Origin of the sequence: Oceanobacillus aidingensis (assembly GCF_042654105.1) — a bacterium.
Lineage (GTDB): Bacteria > Bacillota > Bacilli > Bacillales > Amphibacillaceae > Oceanobacillus > Oceanobacillus oncorhynchi.
This window is the reverse complement of sequence record NZ_JBHSFT010000050.1, coordinates 156149-175677: the sequence shown is the minus strand read 5'-3', so window position 1 is coordinate 175677 and position 19529 is coordinate 156149. Positions and strand designations below refer to the sequence as shown.

The 19529-nt window shown below is 39.8% G+C and carries 17 protein-coding genes; 3 read left to right on the top strand and 14 right to left on the bottom strand.

The features are described 5' to 3' along the window. The first annotated feature begins 197 nt into the window (after positions 1-197). A complete protein-coding gene (locus ACFO3P_RS21805; protein WP_193064686.1) occupies positions 198-995 on the top strand; it encodes a Cof-type HAD-IIB family hydrolase in 798 nt (265 codons plus the stop codon). A gap of 67 nt (positions 996-1062) precedes the next feature. On the opposite strand, the gene ACFO3P_RS21800 is transcribed toward ACFO3P_RS21805, so the two are convergent. The 11 genes from ACFO3P_RS21800 to gpr all read right to left on the bottom strand — a co-directional run bounded on the left by ACFO3P_RS21800 (position 1063) and on the right by gpr (position 14369). Continuing rightward, positions 1063-1836, bottom strand: coding sequence for a 16S rRNA (uracil(1498)-N(3))-methyltransferase (locus tag ACFO3P_RS21800; protein WP_193064685.1), 774 nt, complete (start codon positions 1834-1836; stop codon positions 1063-1065). 16 nt (positions 1837-1852) lie between these two features. Continuing rightward, positions 1853-2794, bottom strand: coding sequence for a 50S ribosomal protein L11 methyltransferase (prmA, locus tag ACFO3P_RS21795; RefSeq protein WP_193064684.1), 942 nt, complete (start codon positions 2792-2794; stop codon positions 1853-1855). Between the two features lie 382 nt (positions 2795-3176). After that, complete coding sequence (gene dnaJ, locus ACFO3P_RS21790) at positions 3177-4310, bottom strand: molecular chaperone DnaJ (protein WP_193064683.1); 1134 nt, start codon at positions 4308-4310, stop codon at positions 3177-3179. A 183-nt stretch (positions 4311-4493) separates the two neighbouring features. Continuing rightward, positions 4494-6335, bottom strand: coding sequence for a molecular chaperone DnaK (dnaK, locus tag ACFO3P_RS21785; RefSeq protein ID WP_379542621.1), 1842 nt, complete (start codon positions 6333-6335; stop codon positions 4494-4496). Positions 6336-6377: 42 nt separating this feature from the next. Then, a complete protein-coding gene (gene grpE, locus ACFO3P_RS21780) occupies positions 6378-6938 on the bottom strand; it encodes a nucleotide exchange factor GrpE (RefSeq protein WP_042534850.1) in 561 nt (186 codons plus the stop codon). Between the two features lie 83 nt (positions 6939-7021). Further along, on the bottom strand, positions 7022-8053 hold the full coding sequence (hrcA, locus tag ACFO3P_RS21775) for a heat-inducible transcriptional repressor HrcA (protein WP_193064681.1): 1032 nt from the start codon (positions 8051-8053) through the stop codon (positions 7022-7024). Positions 8054-8129: 76 nt separating this feature from the next. After that, on the bottom strand, positions 8130-9311 hold the full coding sequence (gene hemW, locus ACFO3P_RS21770; RefSeq protein WP_042534853.1) for a radical SAM family heme chaperone HemW: 1182 nt from the start codon (positions 9309-9311) through the stop codon (positions 8130-8132). A 383-nt stretch (positions 9312-9694) separates the two neighbouring features. After that, entirely contained in the window at positions 9695-11503 is a 1809-nt protein-coding gene (gene lepA, locus ACFO3P_RS21765; RefSeq protein ID WP_042534854.1) for a translation elongation factor 4, read from the bottom strand. Between the two features lie 124 nt (positions 11504-11627). Then, positions 11628-11930, bottom strand: coding sequence for a hypothetical protein (locus ACFO3P_RS21760; RefSeq protein WP_193064680.1), 303 nt, complete (start codon positions 11928-11930; stop codon positions 11628-11630). Between the two features lie 33 nt (positions 11931-11963). Continuing rightward, positions 11964-13148, bottom strand: coding sequence for a stage II sporulation protein P (locus ACFO3P_RS21755; protein WP_193064679.1), 1185 nt, complete (start codon positions 13146-13148; stop codon positions 11964-11966). 123 nt (positions 13149-13271) lie between these two features. Beyond that, entirely contained in the window at positions 13272-14369 is a 1098-nt protein-coding gene (gene gpr / locus ACFO3P_RS21750) for a GPR endopeptidase (protein WP_042534857.1), read from the bottom strand. A gap of 349 nt (positions 14370-14718) precedes the next feature. Here gpr and rpsT point away from each other — a divergent pair, with 349 nt between their 5' ends. Next, the gene (gene rpsT / locus ACFO3P_RS21745) at positions 14719-14979 is read left to right on the top strand and encodes a 30S ribosomal protein S20 (protein WP_042534858.1); all 261 of its coding nucleotides are present in this window, start codon (positions 14719-14721) and stop codon (positions 14977-14979) included. A gap of 76 nt (positions 14980-15055) precedes the next feature. On the opposite strand, the gene holA is transcribed toward rpsT, so the two are convergent. Next, positions 15056-16060: a DNA polymerase III subunit delta gene (gene holA, locus ACFO3P_RS21740; protein ID WP_226895065.1), complete on the bottom strand. Its 1005-nt coding sequence runs from the start codon at positions 16058-16060 to the stop codon at positions 15056-15058. A 369-nt stretch (positions 16061-16429) separates the two neighbouring features. Here holA and ACFO3P_RS21735 point away from each other — a divergent pair, with 369 nt between their 5' ends. Then, positions 16430-16564, top strand: coding sequence for a YqzM family protein (locus tag ACFO3P_RS21735; protein ID WP_040980284.1), 135 nt, complete (start codon positions 16430-16432; stop codon positions 16562-16564). Positions 16565-16646: 82 nt separating this feature from the next. Here ACFO3P_RS21735 and ACFO3P_RS21730 read toward each other — a convergent pair whose 3' ends face one another. Continuing rightward, positions 16647-18938 carry a DNA internalization-related competence protein ComEC/Rec2 gene (locus tag ACFO3P_RS21730; RefSeq protein ID WP_289584582.1) on the bottom strand — a complete coding sequence of 764 codons (2292 nt, stop codon included), beginning with the start codon at positions 18936-18938 and terminating at the stop codon, positions 16647-16649. Beyond that, a complete protein-coding gene (locus ACFO3P_RS21725) occupies positions 18935-19513 on the bottom strand; it encodes a ComE operon protein 2 (RefSeq protein ID WP_042534861.1) in 579 nt (192 codons plus the stop codon). The genes ACFO3P_RS21730 and ACFO3P_RS21725 overlap by 4 nt, the downstream gene beginning before the upstream one ends. Positions 19514-19529 lie beyond the last annotated feature (16 nt).

Sequence of the window (19529 nt, the reverse complement as noted above, 5' to 3'; positions counted from 1 at the left end):
CTCCTAACAGCGTCACGGCAAATGACTTTAAACAGTAAAATTTTATATTTTCCTGGTGCGCCTGTCAAATCTTTCAAACACAATAGTTGATTTATTAAATGAACGCAAAGCTGCAGAGTGTATCAAGTGAGTATGCCATGGTTTGATGATAAACTAGCAGTATATGCAAGACTATCAAAAACAATGGGGGTTTACCAATGATAAAGGCAATTGCAGTGGATATGGACGGAACTTTTTTAGACTCCAGCAGTAATTATGACCGGAAAAGATTTGACGGTATTTTTCAGCAGCTTCAAGAAAATGAGATAAAATTTATTGTTGCAAGCGGAAATCAATACGCCCAATTAACATCTTTTTTCAAAGGAAAAGAAGATAACATTTATTTTGTAGCGGAAAATGGAGCGATTATCTATGACTCTCCTAAACTGGAAACAATCGACAGCTTTCCTAATGAATTTGTTCAAAAAGCGGTTGACTATTTAATACACAGCATAGATAAAGCAGCGTTTATTTTATGTGGATTACACAGTGCATATATTTTAAAAAGCGCTGACAACGATTTTAAAAAATTAGCCAAGCATTATTATCACCAATTAAAAGAAGTGGAACATTTTGATTCTTTGCCGGATGATACGTTTGTTAAATTTGCTTTAAATGTAGAAGTCAATCAAACCAGTCACATCGTTTATCAATTAAATCAAGCCTTTCAAGGAGAAATGCAGGCGGTTTCCAGCGGCCATGGCAGTATCGATATGATTATTCCCGGAGTAAACAAAGGAAACGGATTAAACATATTATTAGACAGATGGAATATCTCCGCGCATGAATTACTCGCCTTTGGAGATTCCAATAATGACTTAGAGATGCTGGCTTTAACAGAACACAGTTATGCAATGGAAACCTGCAGCCCGGAAGTGCAAAAGACCGCTAAACATAGAGCTCCTTCCAATGATGAATCCGGCGTCCTGCAAATAATAGAATCTTATCTGAATTGACATATCGCCGGGCTTAAAATTATGGATATATAAGAAAAAAAGGTAAAACAACCGAAAAGAGGCTGGTTTACCTTTTTTTCTTATTCCTTAATTCTTCCATATGATAGGAAATACTGGCAAGCGCATATAACGCCGCCGTTTCGGTACGTAATATCCGTTTTCCAAGCCGGATTGGCTGGAACCCGGCATCTTTCAAAACAGCAGCTTCTTCCGCAGAGATACCGCCCTCTGGACCTATTACCAGCAGAATGCGGTCATGATCAGACAGGCTATCCAATACAGATGCAAAAGCAGAAGTATTTCCTGCCTCTCCCTTTGCCTCTTCTTCATATGCAAATAGCTTTACATGATAGGATTCACTTTCTTTTATCAATGTTTTTAACTGCATCACCTGTGACAGCTCAGGAATCTGGTTGCGATGACTCTGCTCGCTGGCTTCCTTTATGATTTTACCGAACCGTTTTGCTTTTTTATGAAACTTTTGCTCATCCCATTTAGCAACAGAACGATCCGCTGCAAAGGGAATAAATTTCGCTGCTCCAAGCTCTGTTCCTTTTTGGAGTATCCATTCAAATTTATCGCCTTTAGGAATTCCTTGTGCAATACTTACTTCCACTGGCAATTCAACAGATTCATCCAACCAGCTTTCGATGACTGCCTGCACTTCAATTTCATGTATTTCTTCAATCTTACAACGTGCTGATTTTCCGTCATCCGTATTGCAAATAATCTCATCGCCGGGCTTATTTCTCATCACTCTGGCTATATGGTGCACGTCTTCTCCAGTAATCTTGATTGTCTGATCTTCTACTTGTTCTTTTGAAATAAAATAGCGCTGCATCAGCCATCACCTGCTTTTATTCTGGTTTCTTAGCAACAATGGAAACCCAATCTTCCAATTCGCTGGCAGAGATAATCTCAAAACCAGCTTCTATCAGACGGTCACGGACCAATTGTTTCTTCTTCTGAATAATCCCTGAAGTGATAAAATGGCCACCAGGTCGAAGGTTTTTATAAGCATCTTCTACAAAACGGACGATAATTTCAGCAAGGATGTTGGAGACAATGACATCAGCCTGCATGTCTACCCCATCAAGTAAATTATTTTGTTTCGCCGTCACTTGATTTTGAAGATGATTTAGCTTCACATTCAAATTGGTGCTTTTAACAGCTATATCGTCCAAATCAAAAGCCTGTACAGATTCAGCGCCTAGTTTAACTGAAGCAATGCTTAAGACGCCTGAACCACAGCCCACATCAATAATTTTATCATCAGGCTGCACATACGCTTCTAAACCTTGAATACTTAATATGGTTGTAGGATGGGTCCCTGTTCCAAAAGCCATCCCCGGATCCAGTTCAATAATTAATTCATCCGTAGAGACCGGCTGATAATCCTCCCAAGTTGGAGTGATTGTAATCCGATTGGATATTTTAACCGGTTTATAGTACTTCTTCCAGGCACTCGCCCATTCTTCTTCATGGACCTCACTCAGGCTTACTTCATTTTTCCCTAAATCAATATCGTAAAGCAGTAATTGGTTGATTGCCTGTTTGATTTCTTCCACCGTTTCACCTAAAAAGCTGTTCATCGGCAGATACGCCTTGATACGGACACCCTCATCCGGATAATCTTCCGGATCAAGCTCCACAATTTCTCCAAAGCCTTCCCCTTCAAAATGCTTTAAATCTAATGGATCTTCAATAACTAACCCGCTCGCACCTGTTTCATGCAAAATATTTGAAATAGGCTCCACTGCTTCATTTGTCGTAAGAATCGTAATCTCTGACCATTTCATGTTGTACACCGCCGTTCTTTTGAAATATCTATAAGCCAAAAGCGCAAAGCGCCCATTTAAAAAAGTAGAGATTGGGGCGGCGCACCTGAGATAAAGGAAACACGGTGAGGTGACGAACCGATGTTGACTTTCACCCACAGGGCATAAGTGCGACTACGGCTCTGACTGCGCCTGTCGGCTTGTCAATCACCTAGTCTTCTTTATCGTAGGGCGCGACGTGAAATCTCCTAGTTTTTGGCGCTTGGAGCTGGACGTGGCTATTCCTGAATAAAAATAAGTTCATCCAAAAATTTATATTTAATTATACCAAGAAACAGAGATGCCTCCAGCCTGCTTATCTGAAAAAATATCATCAAAACTACAAGCTGGAGGACCACTCTGATTAGTCTCCTTTGAACGCTTTACGAAAACGCTGGAAAATATTATCCTCTTGTTCATCGGTGGATTCATTTCCGCCTAATTCATTAAATTGACGCAGTAAATCTTTTTGTTTATCTGACAGATTAGTCGGCGTCATTACTTTTACTTTAATGTGCTGGTCGCCCTGGCCTCTGCCATGAACATTTGGCGCCCCTTTTCCTTTTAAGCGGAAGGTTTTCCCTGCTTGAGTGCCGGCAGGAATTCGTAATTTAACCTTCCCATGAACCGTAGGCACTTCAATTTCATCGCCTAAAGCCGCTTGAGCAAAGGTAAGTGGCAGTTCACAGAAAATATGGTCGCCTTCGCGGACAAAGAAATCATGCTTACGAACACGAATAACAACAAATAAATCACCTGCTGGACCGCCGTTTTTCCCAGGGTCTCCTTTGCCGGCTACACGGATTTGCTGTCCTTCATCGATACCGGCTGGAATATCAATATGAATTTTTTTCTTTCTATTAACTGTTCCAGCACCGCCACAGGTCTCACATTTTTCAGGAATGATTTTCCCTGTACCATTACAGTAATGACACACGCGGCGATTGACAACACGGCCAAATGGCGTATTTTGTTCTTGATTTAATTGACCCGAGCCGTGACAATGGGAGCATGTGTCTACTTTTGTTCCCGGTTTGGCTCCTGAACCATGACACGTATCACATTCTTCTTCTTTTGGAACTTCAATATCGGTTTCTTTTCCAAAAATCGCTTCTTCAAAATCAAGAATCAGCGTATATTGTAAATCGTCGCCCTGCTGTGGCGCATCCGGATCACGTGAACGTCCGCCGCCACCGAAAAACATATCAAAAATATCACTGAAACCACCGAAGTCTTGAGCTCCGCCACCGCCGCCAAAGCCTCCGAAGCCTTGACCCTGTGCGCCTGCATGCCCAAATTGATCATATTGTGCTTTTTTCTGATCGTCACTTAATACTTCGTAAGCTTCTTTTGCTTCTTTAAATTTTTCTGCTGCGCCCTCTTCTTTATTTACATCCGGATGATATTTACGAGCCAGTTTCCGGTAGCTCTTCTTTATCTCATCTTTTGAGGCGCCCTTATCCACACCTAAGACATCATAATAATCTCGTTTTGCCAAATTATTCACTCCCGATACTCTGATTGCATAAGTTTAATCATATCATCATTCATTTGTCTATGGCAACAATGAATATCAGCTTCAAACTAATTTACCTGTAAGCACTATCTTGCTTCTATCCTGTCTGTAAAAAAGCCAAAGCCAAGAGAATCCTGACTTTGACTTTTATTCAGCAGTTATTCATTATTTATTTTCTTTATCGTCATCATCGACTTCTGTATAATCTGCATCAACAACATCGTCACCTTGCTGACCTTCTGCATTTTCTGCTCCTTGTGCTTCTTGAGCTTCTTGTTGTACCTGCTCATAAAGCTTAGCAGAAAGCTGCTGTACTTTTTCTTCCAAAGCTTCTTTTTTCGCTTTAATTTGTTCTTGGTCATTAGACTCTAAAGCTTCTTTCAATTCATCTCTTGCAGCTTCTGCCTGTTGTTTATCTTTATCAGAAACCTTATCGCCTAAATCTTTCAATGTTTTATCTGTTGTGAATACAAGCTGATCTGCCTGGTTGCGAAGCTCTACTTCTTCACGGCGTGCTTTATCCGCATCCGCGTTTTCTTCTGCTTCTTTGACCATGCGATCTACTTCATCATCAGATAAACCGGAAGAAGACTTGATCGTAATTGATTGTTCTTTATTTGTACCTAAATCTTTCGCTCTAACATTAACAATACCATTCGCATCAATATCAAAGGATACTTCGATTTGAGGCATTCCGCGCGGTGCAGGCGGGATATCTGTTAATTGGAAACGGCCAAGCGTTTTGTTATCTGCCGCCATTTCACGCTCACCTTGAAGTACATGGATATCTACTGCAGTTTGGTTATCTGCTGCTGTAGAGAATGTTTGAGATGCACTTGTCGGAATAGTTGTATTACGTTCAATCAGTTTTGTAAACACAGCGCCCATTGTTTCAATACCTAAAGAAAGTGGTGTTACGTCAAGTAATAATACGTCTTTCACGTCTCCTTGAAGGACACCGCCTTGGATTGCTGCACCAAGTGCTACAACTTCATCCGGGTTTACGCCTTTAGAAGGATCTTGACCTAATTCTTTCTTGATTGCTTCCTGTACAGCTGGAATACGTGTAGAACCGCCGACTAAGATAACTTTATGAATATCCTTGTTCGACAAGCCTGCATCAGAAAGCGCACGGCGAGTCGGTTTCATTGTACGTTCTACTAAATCAGATGATAACTCATCGAATTTCGCACGTGATAATGTCATTTCTAAGTGTAATGGACCAGCTTCACCTGCTGTAATAAATGGCAGAGAAATTTGTGTCTGTGCAACACCAGATAAATCCTTCTTCGCTTTCTCTGCAGCATCTTTCAAGCGCTGTACAGCCATTTTATCTTTAGAAAGATCAATGCCATTTTTTTTTCTGAATTCTTCTACCATATGCTTGATAATGACTTCATCAAAGTCATCTCCGCCAAGACGATTGTCTCCGGCTGTTGCAACAACTTCGAATGTGCCATCGCCAATGTCAAGGATAGATACATCAAAGGTACCGCCGCCAAGGTCATATACAAGAATCGTTTGATCTTGATCATCTTTATCAATACCATAGGCAAGCGCTGCAGCTGTTGGTTCGTTGATAATACGTTCTACTTCAAGACCAGCAATTTTACCAGCATCTTTTGTTGCTTGACGTTCTGCGTCATTAAAGTAAGCAGGAACCGTAATTACTGCTTTATCTACACTTTCGCCAATATAATCTTCTGCATAGGATTTAATATGCTGCAGAATAATCGCTGAAATTTCTTGCGGTGTATAGTCTTTATCGCCAATCGTTACTTTATAGTCAGTACCGATATGACGTTTGATAGATTGAACTGTATCCGGGTTGGTAATTGCTTGACGTTTTGCAACCTCCCCAACTTGTCTTTCTCCATTTTTAAAGGATACAACAGATGGTGTTGTACGATTTCCTTCCGGGTTAGGGATAACGACTGCTTCGCCACCCTCCATCACTGATACGCATGAGTTTGTTGTTCCTAAGTCGATTCCGATAATTTTACTCATTCTTTATTTCCTCCTTCAATACTTCTGCGACACTTTTTTTAATTATTTGTTTACTTTTACCATTGCAGGGCGGATAACCCGATCTTTTAAGAGATAGCCTTTTTGCAGCTCTTCCACTACTTTATTTGCTTCTACAGAATCATCTTCAATCTGCATTACTGCATGGTGCACATTCGGGTCAAAGTCAGCACCTTCTGTTTCAATAACTGAAACACCCTGTGACGTAAATACATCCTTTAATTGACGATACACCATATCAATTCCTTCCAGGATGCTCTTATTTTCTTCAGATACTTCTACTTGCAGCGCGCGTTCGAAATTATCCATCACAGGAAGCAATTCCTGAACCATATCCTGTGCTTTGTATTTACGATCTGCTTCGCGCTCTTTTAATGTACGTCGTTTATAATTATCAAACTCTGCCTGCAAACGAAGCATGCGGCCTTCCAGTTCTTCTTTTTCATTTTTCAGTGCTTCTATTTGAGCTTCTGACGCATCATTTTCTTCTGCAGTTTCTGCATCTGTACCTGCTTCTTCAGCTGTCTCTTCTACAATTTCCTGTTCTTCTTGCATTGCTTCTTCTTTTTTTTCATTCTCTGACATCTACTCAGGCACCTCTTTTCTAATTTCCAATTAAAAACTATACCATAGAAGATATAGTTAGAAAACTAAAATCCTTGTTTTCCTTATGATTTATCACTATACCATTTCCCCATTGCACCAGTCATTTCCTTTGAAATGCTTTCCATTAAGGATAATACTTTTTTATATTCCATTCTCGTAGGACCAAGCAGTGCAATGGTACCCATCTGGCCGCCGCCAATGTGATAAGAAGCAGTAATTAAACTCAAGTCTTTAATCTCTTCCACTCCATTTTCATGGCCAATAGAAACTTTAATACCTTGATTGGAGTTTTTCAAGAGATTTACAATTTCATCCTCACGCTCCATCAGGGAGTAAAACGAACGAATTCGATCCACATCATTAAATTCCGGCTGCATTAAAATATTGGCTTTCCCGCCAAAATAAAGCTTAACTGCCTGCTCTTGCGTGAAGAGCGTGCGAATCCAATTGATAGAAGAATCAACTCCATTCATATATTTCATCATCAAGGAAGCTACTTCATTTTGAATCACCTCGGGAATTCGATAAAGCGGAACGCCCTGAAGACGGTCATTTAAAATATTGACGAGCTTTTCGATATCAGATGATGAAACTCCTTTTGGCAATGTAAAGGAACGGTGCTCTACATGCCCTGTGTTTGTTACCAAAATCGCTACTGCTGATTGATCGGATAGTGCTAATACCTGAATCTGCTTTACGGTTGCTTCAAACATTTCCGGTCCAAGAATGATAGACGTATAATTGGTCAGTTTAGAAAGGGCTTCTGCTGCCGTCTGCACAATCTGTTCAAACTCATATATCCCGTTATTTGTTAATCTTTCAATGATACCCAGTCCATGCTGATGGATTTCAGGACCAATTAAATGATCAACATAATAACGATATCCTTTTTCTGAAGGCACGCGTCCAGAAGATGTATGCGTCTTTTCTAAAAACCCCGATTCTTCTAAATCCGCCATCTCGTTTCGAATGGTTGCGGCACTGTACGGCAGGGTATCTTTTTTAGATAATGCCCTGGAGCCGACCGGTTTAGCAGATTCTATAAAATCATCAATAATCACCTGCAATATCATAAGTTGCCTATCTGTTAACATGATGATCACCTCTGTTAGCACTCTCATCTTTTGAGTGCTAAATCTATAATAAAATTATCAAATTCAATTTCTTTTGTCAAACCGTTTGGCTTTTTACTTCCTTTATTTTTTGTTCAAAGTTCTCCAATAATAAAAATTGCTGAAAAACCCTGTCCCCGAGAAGCATTCCTCTATTTGTCAATACATAGCTTCCATCATGGTAAGTTACTAATTTATCGTTTGTTAACTGAAGTAACTCTTCCTGATATAATTTATCCAGCGATAGTCCATATCTTTCCCTGAATGCTTCTGTATTAATTCCTTCTGCTTTTCGGAGCTGCAGAAATAATTCTTCTTCAATCTGATCCTGCAGGGTTATTTCCTCAAAATGTTCGACTGCTGATCCGCTGCGGCTAATTTCCTTCATATAAGTCCCCAGCGGTTTATAATTTGCCGTCCGCTTTCCCGGTAAATAACCATGAGCCCCTGCTCCGAAACCAAAATAATAATCATTATTCCAATAGGTTAAATTATGCTTACTCTCAAACCCCGGCTTGGCAAAATTACTTATTTCATATTGATAGACGCCCTGCTTTTTCATATTTTCCTGAAGCAGCTGATACATTTCTACTTCATCATCCTCTGGAGGCTGGTGCAGGGCTCCTTTTCTCCGTTTATGATAAAACACGGTCTTCGGTTCAATTTGCAGCGCATAGGTTGAATAATGCGGCAGACCGAATTGCAGTGCTTCCTTTAAAGTTTTTTCAAAGTGGGCAACGGTTTGATCCGGGAGAGCATAAATTAAATCCAGGCTAATATTAGAGAAATTTGACTGTGTAAGAATATCAACTGTTGTATAAACATCCTTCACTCGATGCATGCGCCCGATTTTTTCAAGCATCTCATCATCCATTACCTGAACTCCAAAAGAAATTCGATTTACACCATAACCGTGAAGTAATTTTGCTTTATCCGTATCAATATCCCCCGGATTGATTTCGATTGTAAATTCTTCGCAGGAGGAGAGGTCAAACTTTTCATTTAAAAACTGAAAAAGCTTCTGCAATTGCTCCATCGACAAAGCAGTTGGTGTTCCTCCGCCCATATAAATCGTCCGAAAGACATTTTTCCTTCCTGGGATAGCTGTGTCTATTTCTTTTATTAAAGCATCTATAAAGGCATCTGCCTTCGTCTCCATGTAAAAGTATTTTACAAAATTACAGTAATGGCAGATCTGCTTGCAAAAAGGAATATGAATATATACTGACTGAACTTGCATCGATTGAACTTCCTTCCTTTGTTAAAAAAAACAGATAAGATAACTCTTTCTTGTTTTCCTCTTCAGAAACACCAGTTGTTATTTCTGAAGTTATTTTATAATACTTTATGTCCTCTCGCAATGTAAACGAAAAATCGGCCTGTGACCTCCTAATTCAAAGGCAAGAACATCGCTTAGTCATTAAAACACGATATTCTTGCCAATCAGCAAGTCTTCTTTAAAGGAGATGAGCTCGGATCGGGGCCCATGGAAAGCGTAGTATTTTTCCGCAGCGGCTATTTACAGCTATTTTTATAAGCATTCTTATTCTTTAAAAAATCCCGCAACCGGCAGAAAACACGGTAACGGGATTAATTAATAGCGACAATAGATTATTTCAGCAGTTAATCCTCATCCATCTTCAGGACTGCCATAAACGCTTCCTGAGGAACTTCTACAGAACCTACCATCTTCATACGCTTTTTACCTTCTTTTTGCTTTTCAAGAAGCTTTCTTTTTCGGGAAATATCTCCGCCGTAAAGCTTTGCTGTTACATCCTTACGTACCGCTTTGATATTAGAACGGGCTACAATTTTGTTACCGATTGCTGCTTGAATCGGCACTTCAAATTGCTGTCTTGGAATTAGTGTCTTCAGCTTTTCAACAATCTGCTTTCCGCGTTCATACGCAAAGTCACGGTGGACAACAAGCGATAACGCATCAATTGAATCGCCATTAAGCAATATATCCATTTTCACAAGACGGGAAGGCTGGTAGCCGATCAGCTCATAATCAAATGAAGCATATCCCTTTGTCTGTGATTTTAACTGGTCAAAGAAGTCATATACAATCTCCGAAAGCGGAATATGATAGACTACATTTACACGAATATCATCTAAATATTGCATATCTACAAAATTCCCGCGTTTCTTTTGGGCAATTTCCATCACTGCTCCGACGTAATCGTTCGGAACCATAATTGTAGCTTCTACGTATGGCTCACGTACTTCCTCAATTACTTGTGGATCTGGCATTTCAGAAGGGTTATCAACCGAAAATACATCACCATTCGTCAGCTCAACTTCAAAAATAACACTTGGAGCAGTCGTAATTAAACTGATACCAAATTCTCTTTCAATACGCTCTTGGACAATTTCCATGTGGAGCAGTCCCAGGAATCCGCAGCGGTAGCCGAAACCAAGCGCCTGGGAAGTCTCTGCTTCGTATTGCAGGGAAGAATCATTCAGTTCTAAACGTTCTAACGCTTCTCTTAAATCATTGTAATCATTAGAATCTACCGGATATAGTCCGCAGAATACCATTGGATTCAGACGGCGGTAACCAGGCAGCGCTGTATCCGCTGGTCGATCAGCCAACGTAATCGTATCTCCGACCCTTGAATCACCGACATTTTTAATCGATGCAGTTAAATAACCAACATCCCCGACCGTCAACTCTTTTTTGGCAAGCTGCTTCGGTGTAAATACCCCGACTTCATTCACTTCAAATTCTTTTCCGGTAGCCATCATCTTAATTTTGTCTCCGACTTTCACAGAGCCTTCCTTCACACAAACATAAGCGATAACCCCGCGGTAAGTATCATAAAGCGAGTCAAAGATTAACGCTTTTAACGGGTCCTCAGCCTCTCCAGGGGGCTCTGGAACAACCTCTGCTATACGCTCCAGAATTTCCTCAATCCCTATATTTGCTTTGGCAGAAGCTAGAATTGCTTCATCGCCGTCGATCCCTAACACATCTTCCAGCTCTTTTTTCACTTTTTCCGTATCAGCACTCGGCAAATCAATTTTATTAATTACCGGAATGATTTCTAAATCATTTTCCATCGCTAAATAAACGTTTGCCAAGGTCTGCGCTTCAATCCCCTGTGCTGCGTCTACGACAAGAATCGCTCCTTCACAGGCTGCCAAGCTTCTGGATACCTCATAAGTAAAATCAACATGGCCTGGCGTATCGATTAAATGAAAAATAAATTCTTCGCCAGCCTGGTTTGTATATTTTAATTGTACTGCATTCAGTTTAATGGTTATTCCGCGTTCACGCTCTAAATCCATTCCGTCCAGCAGCTGGTCTTTCATTTCACGTTTTGTCACGGTTTCTGTATTTTCAAGAATACGATCAGCTAATGTAGACTTCCCATGATCGATATGGGCAATAATCGAAAAGTTTCTGACCTTTCTTTTTTTATTCGTCATTTCACGCACACTCCTAAGTTTTTCCTGTAGCCCCTATTTTTCTTCCCATAACAAAAGGCGTCAATTACTAGCATTGATTATAGCAATTGACGCCTTGAGATTCAATGATTAACTTAGGTGTTGATTAAAAAAACAACTCTCCTATTCCATACATGATGGATACAATTACTTCAAATAATTGTTTGACGATGCCTCCCATAGTAGCTGCTGTACGGTTGGTCAACGAATAATTTCCACCTTCAAGTACATCTGTTTCTGCAACAATAATCTCTTCCTGTTCCTCTCTATCTTGCGCTTCATCCTCTATTACTACTGCAGGAGTGTCGGAGGATACCGTTTGTTCAGCCGGCTCATTCTTCTGCATTCCAAATACGAGTCCGCTCAGAAAAAAGATGACGAGCAATAATAATATAATAATATTTCGCATCAAATCGCTCCTTACATAAGAATATTCACATACTTATTCATCAGACTGAACGGCTTCGGCATCCCAATAATAGTCGCTGAATACTTCTGCTAAGGCATCAGCAGAACGATACAGCTCATCCATCGTGTTATCTACACCGCCAAATTCAATCAACAATGCATTTTCTGCCATATCCTGATTGTAAACGCCATTCCCGCTTGATCCGTCCTTTTGGAACACTCCCCGGCTTAAACCCGGATATTCTTCTTCCATCAATCCATGCAGCTCTGTTGCTACTTTCAGATTCCTTTCATAATCCGGATGCCCGGTGCCGATAACAAATAAAATCTTTGCATAATCTTCGCCTTCAATCGTTTGTGTCGTCTTGTCTCTGCGAAGGGCGTCTCTATGAAGGTCAAACATGTATTGAATCTCCTGATTGCCGGCCACTGCTTCCGCAACAATATCCCGAGAGACTTCGTAGGATTGATGATATCCCATGCCTCTTTCATTCAGGAGCTCCCCGAAATCTGTATTATCTACTTGTGTGCCAATTCCTTTCCTTTTAAGACCTTCTGCTAAACGATCACTGACATTTGTGATATTAATCTCCCCATGCATGGCGCTATTGGGGTCTGTTTCATCTGGCAAATGCGGTAAAAACGACTCTCTGTTGTGGGTATTATAAATAAACACAACATCTCTGTCTCCAGTTGTTTGCTCGCTTTCCGTTTCCTCTGTTTCTTCCTCCGTTTCTTCTGCATCTCCTGTCTCCTCCTCATCTTCACCTGTCAGCACCGCTTCCCTTTCCCTTAATACTTCCTCTAAAGGCGGATTGGACTCAATCGGAAAATGAGTAAAATCATTTTCACTTGCCATTAATAATTGATTGTCAAATATCGAAAAACCTGGAATTTCATTACCAAAAAAGCTCCTGGGATCTGTTGGTTTCACATTAGACGTAAGCTCAAGAAACACACCAGATAATTGAGGTATTTCTGCTTCCCCTTCCGGAAAACTCTGCTTATAAGCACGATTTTCCATTGTAATCAAATGATAAAAAATCGCACTGTCCATTTCCTTCGTCCAATTCGATAACGTATCTGATGAAAATCGATAGGCAGGCTGGACTGCCGTTAATATACTTATTAAAAGAAATATACTGACAAAAAATATAATATAAAGCCCGCTTCGTCGAGAAAAGGTTTGTACCATTTTGCTCCAGTTATTTTTTTTCATAAAAATACACGATGCCACCTTTCTCTAATAACTCTATAGTCCAACCTATGAGTAAACTAGAGAAAGTAGAACCGTGTAAAAAGAAAAAATAGACTTGATAGAGGATGTTAAAGCTTCATACGGCTACCTGGAATAGCTTGAAAAATTATCAATCGTTACTGTCTCATGTAATGCAGCGTTCAGCCCATTTGCTATCACTTCAGCCATATCAATCATAAAGCCGTCTACCTCTTTAGGCGTAACCATTAAATTATGACCAATCGGCGTTAATACTTCCATTATCAGCTGTCTTTTTTCTTCTTCCGACAGGCCGCCAACAATGCCGAACAGCTTTTCACGCTGTGCTTTATCAGGCAAGTCCTCATCTGTTAACTGCTTCGAGCCGAAATTCATACCAGCAGGAGTTAAGGATTTAGATGGATCATCTCTTTCATTCCATTCTCTACCGAAGTGTTTCAATAAGTAATCAATGGTATCGCTTGTAATAGTAACTGCATCCACCACCGTTGGCACGCCAATAGCAATCACAGGTATACCGAGTGTCTGACGGCTTATTTCTTTTCGTTTATTGCCAACCCCTGAACCTGGATGTATACCTGTATCCGATAATTGAATGGTTTCATTCACTCTGCTGATAGATCTCGATGCTAGCGCGTCAATGGCAATAACGAAATCAGGCTGGTATTTTTCGATAATCCCAAAAATCACATCGCTGGTTTCTATACCTGTCACTCCCATCACACCCGGTGTAATCGCAGCTACTTCGCTATATCCTTCTGCCACAGATTCCGGCTGAAGACGAAATAAATGACTGGTTACCAGCACTTTCTCTACCGTCATCGGACCCAAAGCATCCGGTGTTACATTCCAATTACCTAACCCCACAATCAGACAAGAGGCCTGATCAGGCAAGTCTTGCTTTCTCATTAATTCCTCCAGCTCTTTTGCTAAAATCTTCGCTGCTTGATGCTGTTTCTCTGTATCTTGCTTTTTGACACCGTCAGTATGAATGGTGACATAGTTCCCCGGTTTCTTCCCAATTTGTTCAGCGCCTGCCTCATCAATCGTCACATAGGAAATATTTATATCCTTTATCGTGCTTTCTTTAAATGTGACACCCGCAACTTCCTTCTGTTTATTGTCTTGCTTTTCCGTATACATATCCTTTGCTTCTACAGCTAAGTCTGTTCTTACTTGAAAATGATCCTCTCTATTTTTCATTACACCGCACCCCTTTATTCAATATGCGTTATTCTGATAAAATAAAATTCCATTATCTAAAAATAAAGCTTTCCTTCTACACTTTATTTTTAGATGGAAATTTCACCGGATAAACTCCTGTTTTCAAACATTCTTAGCATGCACGCCTGGAATAAATTCATACCAATTTATTGATTAAGCAACAATTCTATTGAAAAGATTAGGTAGCTTTGGTAAAATACTCTTGTCGTACTGTGAATATAGACAATTGATGAAAGCATACAAAAGGGCATGTTCAGAAGCAATTCAGCTTGAACAACCTCTAAAACATGTTTTTTAAAATCGTATACTTTTTAGGAGGTGAATAAACATGGCAAATATTAAATCTGCAATCAAACGTGTAGAAGTTAACCAAAAGAAACGCGCTAATAACGTTTCCCAGCTTTCTGCAATGCGTACGGAGATTAAACGTGTAGAAAAATTTGTAGAAGCAAACGATGTGGAAAATGCAAAAGCAGCATTCCAATCTGCGAACAAGCAAATTGATAAAGCGGCTCAAAAAGGAATTATCCACAAAAACGCTGCTAGCCGTCAAAAATCTCGTTTAGCAAAAAAAGTTAACGCATCATAATAAATAAAAGGTGAAGTAAGTACGGACAATTGCCGTAAATACTTCACCTTTTATTATGTTTTTGAAACGCAGCTCACTATACTAAATCCATCAACAGTAATTCAAATGCCAGCCCTTTTTCCATCAGTCCCTGCTTCATTTTGGCATCCGTTTCTGCAAGCTGGCAAAGGATGTAAGACAGACGCTCTTCGGGCAGTTTAGCTTCTCTGGCCATTGCTACTTTAATAACATATGGATGTGCGCCAATATGCTTCTGAATTTGAAATTGAGAATACCCCTTCTTTTTCAGCTGCTTCACTCTTAAAATCATACGAAATTGGTAAGCAAGCAGTCCAATCATCGCAATTGGATCCTCGTTCACTTTCTCTAAATCCTGATAAATTTGAATTGCTTCCTGAATACTTCCTTTCATAACTGCATCGACAAGTGCGATAGACGTAGTGGTCGGGGTATGTGACACTAACTGCTGTGCAATATCTTTTGTAACAACCCCATTTTCTCCAACATAAAGAGCCAGCTTTTCCATCTCGCTTTGCAGGAGCTGGATATTATTAGAGACCTCTGCTTCCAATATTTCCATCGCCTCTTGTTCAATTTCTATCTCATATGACTTCATCAGACTTTGAATCCAATTTCTTGCATCTTTTTCTTTTACTTGTTGACAATCCACGGGGGACGCCAGTTTCTTTAATTGTTTTGTTACTTTTTTACGCTCATCTAATTTTTCATAAGGCGCTATAACCAATAACACCGAATACTCAGGCGGATTTTGCAGATACTCCTGTAAATACGTTAAATCATGTTCAAACGGTGTTTTATCGGGTTTTGTTTTCACAAAAGAAGCATTGGCGGCAAATATTAATTTGCGTTCACCGAAAAATGGAAATGTTTCTGCATCTGCTAATATTTCCTGTATGGAGGTTTCTTCTAAATCATAAAGGGATAAATTAGTCTTATCTCCGTCTAAAACTGTTTTTACTAACCGGTCTTTTAATTGTTCCAGAAAAAAGGATTCTGTTCCAAAAGCAAAGTAAACCGGATGAATCTGATTAGTTTTTATTTTTTTTATTTGGTCCATCATGCATATTACGCTTCCCATCTAGACATTATTTCGATACTGAGCATGTGAATGTTCCATGCATAAACTCGTCTCTTTTTATCCTATAAGGAAGCAGACATAAACGCAACAAAAAAATAAAGGAAGAACCGCAAGACTTTTGCATCCTTCCTTTATGAAGCATCTATTTTAAACGCCTTAAAATAAGCTCTAGAAACAAATTTTAAGAACGATATTTGCTTATATATAATTTGCGCTTCTGTGCAAAAACTATAGATGTCAACTGTTGCTAAAATTGGCTGTTACCATATAGAAGAAGGAATCATGTAAAGAATGTAGATTTTTTTATGTGGATGATTTATACTATAATAGTGAGCAGAGGAGGGGTATATCTTGAACGAATTCGAAAAAGATCCGCAGTACAAAGGCAGCGATGTTGTAGACTCCATTAAAGGATTTACCTTTTCATTTCTCTTTTTCTTTATCATTTTTGCGGTGGGCGTTACCATCAGCGTAATTGGTCAATAATAAAAGAGATAGAGGGTCAAAAGAAGGGATGCTATCTCTTCTTTTTTTGTTGTCCGGTAAGGTTTATTCTTTTATTTTTATTTTATGGTAAAAAGGTTGAAAAGGTTCCTCCTTCCGCCGTGTAATAAAATTGAATCGCCCCATCCTCATCCGTGCGGTACGCTTGAATTCCATTATTTTCTAATATGTCCAATACTTCTTCATTTGGATGATTATAACGGTTATTTCTCCCGGCTGAAATTAAAGCGAAACGCGGCTGAACCGCTTCTATAAATGCTTCTCCTGTAGATGTTTTACTGCCATGGTGTGCCACCTTTAAAATATCGATTTGCAGTGCAGGATAATCATGTATTATTTTTTCTTCAATCTTCTTGCTGATGTCTCCAGTAAACAGCCATTTCAAGCCAAAATTTGTATATAGAACAATCGAATTGTTATTTGAATTTCCCTTATCTATATCCGGCGCCAATACCTGAAAGGAAATAGCATCATGAAAGTTCAGTACATCCCCTGATCCAATCTGCGTTATATTTAATGATGGCTGAATTGCTTGGAACTCTTCTAATAGCACTGGATCAAAATAGGCGCTTACCATTAATTCCTTTACGCTTACCTCTTCTAAAATAAAACGGACACTCCCAAAGTGATCGACATCGTCATGTGTAACAATAATCGCATCCAGTTCTTTAATCCCCCGCTGATGAAAATAAGCACGAATAATATTTTTATACACTCCTCTGGTCGGTTCCATATCTTCAAAATGAAAAGCAGAGCCAGCATCGATCATAACAACTGCTTCTCTTCTTGCTGCTTCCACTAAAATAGCATCCCCCTGCCCCATATCAAACATGGTCACAATACCTTCCTCCTGAAAATACGGCTTGGCTGCCGTCATTAAAACTGGAAGGATTAAAAGAACCCCTGCAATCCAAGCTGCTTTTTCCTGTCTTCGCTCTAAAAACTTCATAAACAAGAAAAAACAAGCAAAATAAAACATGACGCTGAAGATGGATAACTGATCTAGATACATAGGCGGAACGAATGTATTATCGACCCATTCAATAGCTCCCAGAACCCTTTCATGAATAAATGTAAAAGGCTTATCCAAAATGACGAGCATACTATCTGGTAAAAAATGAACAACTGCAAAAACGTACATAAGCGGGATGACGAAGAAGGTAAAATAAGGAATAACTGTCAGATTCATCAGAATAGACAACGGATGAAAGATATTGAAATAATAAATCTGGAGCGGAAGAATTGCCATTTGAGCAATAAAACTCACTTGAAAGATCTTCCAAACAGGTGATTTTGACTTGCTGATCCATTCCTGAGACAGAAGTATGGAAAAGGTTACTGCGAAGGAAAACTGAAATCCGATATGGTAAATGATATAAGGATCCCAAAGAATAAACACCATAAAGATAATACACAGCAAATCGGAATACGGCAGTTTCCATCGAAACTTTTGAAATAGAAGGAGTCCAATCATCATTGAAGCAGCACGGAGAACAGGGGGATTCGCTCCAGCCAATATGGCGTAAAGCGGCAGAAACAGGATTAAAAACAGCTGTGTTTTCTCTTTCGTCAGCAGGTTTCCTTTCACTAAAATCAAATATAAAATAGCAATGACCAAGGTGACATGGGTGCCTGAGATAGCAATAATATGCGAGAGACCAAACCGCTGAAATAACTCTGTAACAGGCTCTCCCATTGCTGAGGTGTCTCCAAAAACGATAGCATTAATCCACGGGGCAGTATAATCACTCCAAGTACCCTCCATTTCATTCAGCAGCTCTGTCCTCACCTTATAAAGTAATGGAAGGATGCCTTTTTCAACGGCACAGTTAATTTGATTAAAATCCTCTAAAACAGCCTGATGGGTAATTTGTTTTTGCAGTAAAAATTGACGGAAATCAAATTGTGCGGGATTTGTACTGGAAGGGGGAATTTCAACTGTTTGCTGAATGGTGCAGGTGGAGCCGTGAAATAAAGCATGCTCAAGAGGAATTTCACGAAAATCTTCATCCTTTTCAGGAAAATACGTAACTAAAAGTTTAGAGGAGTTTTGTAGAGGTTGGAGGGTGAATTGGATTTGTTTGGAGCTAAGCTTTACTTCTCCTTCGATTTTCCCGGTAATTTCTGCATCTATCGAGCTTTCTTCATAGACGGTCTGGGGAATAATCGGAATAATAGATAGAAAGGTGATAAAGCTGAACACTGTAACCAGCCAAACGGTGACATTCATTTTTTTCAGAAGCTTGAGCCAAATGAGCCAGAGTATAAAAAGAAGGAGCAGCCATTTCATATCCAATAAATGATATAAAATGGCTGACACGGCGGCAATTGCAGGAAAATGCCAATATCCCCTCACTGCTTTCTCTCTTCATTAAAAAACAGCCGCTCTGCATCGGCTTTTATTGTCTCTGTTTCATCCGGCGTCAAATTGGATGCATCCAATTTTTCCATCAGCGCATGTATAAAAGCAGTCTTTTCTTCAAACTTTGTATCCACTACAGCATCAACCAACGGTACTTTTTGTGTCTGCACGCCAGCCTCTTCAAATAACTGGACTGCATAAGGGTGATTCTTGTAATCTTCTGCATAAAATAAATTTTTAATACCGCTTTGAATCAGCTGTTTTGTGCATTGCAGACAGGGAAAATGGGTAACATATACATCAGCGCCGTCTGTCGGCACTCCGAATTTCGCACATTGCAGCAGTGCGTTTGCTTCCGCGTGAACCGTCCGTACACAATGTCCATCAATGACGTAGCAGCCCTCATCGATACAATGTACATCCCCAGAAACGCTTCCATTATAACCTCCGGCAATAATACGTTTATCCCGGACAATCGTAGCGCCTACCATTAAACGGGTACACGTACTTCTTAAAGCTAGTAGATGACTCTGCGCCATAAAATATTGATCCCAAGCAATTCTCTCCATGATGATCCCCTCTTTC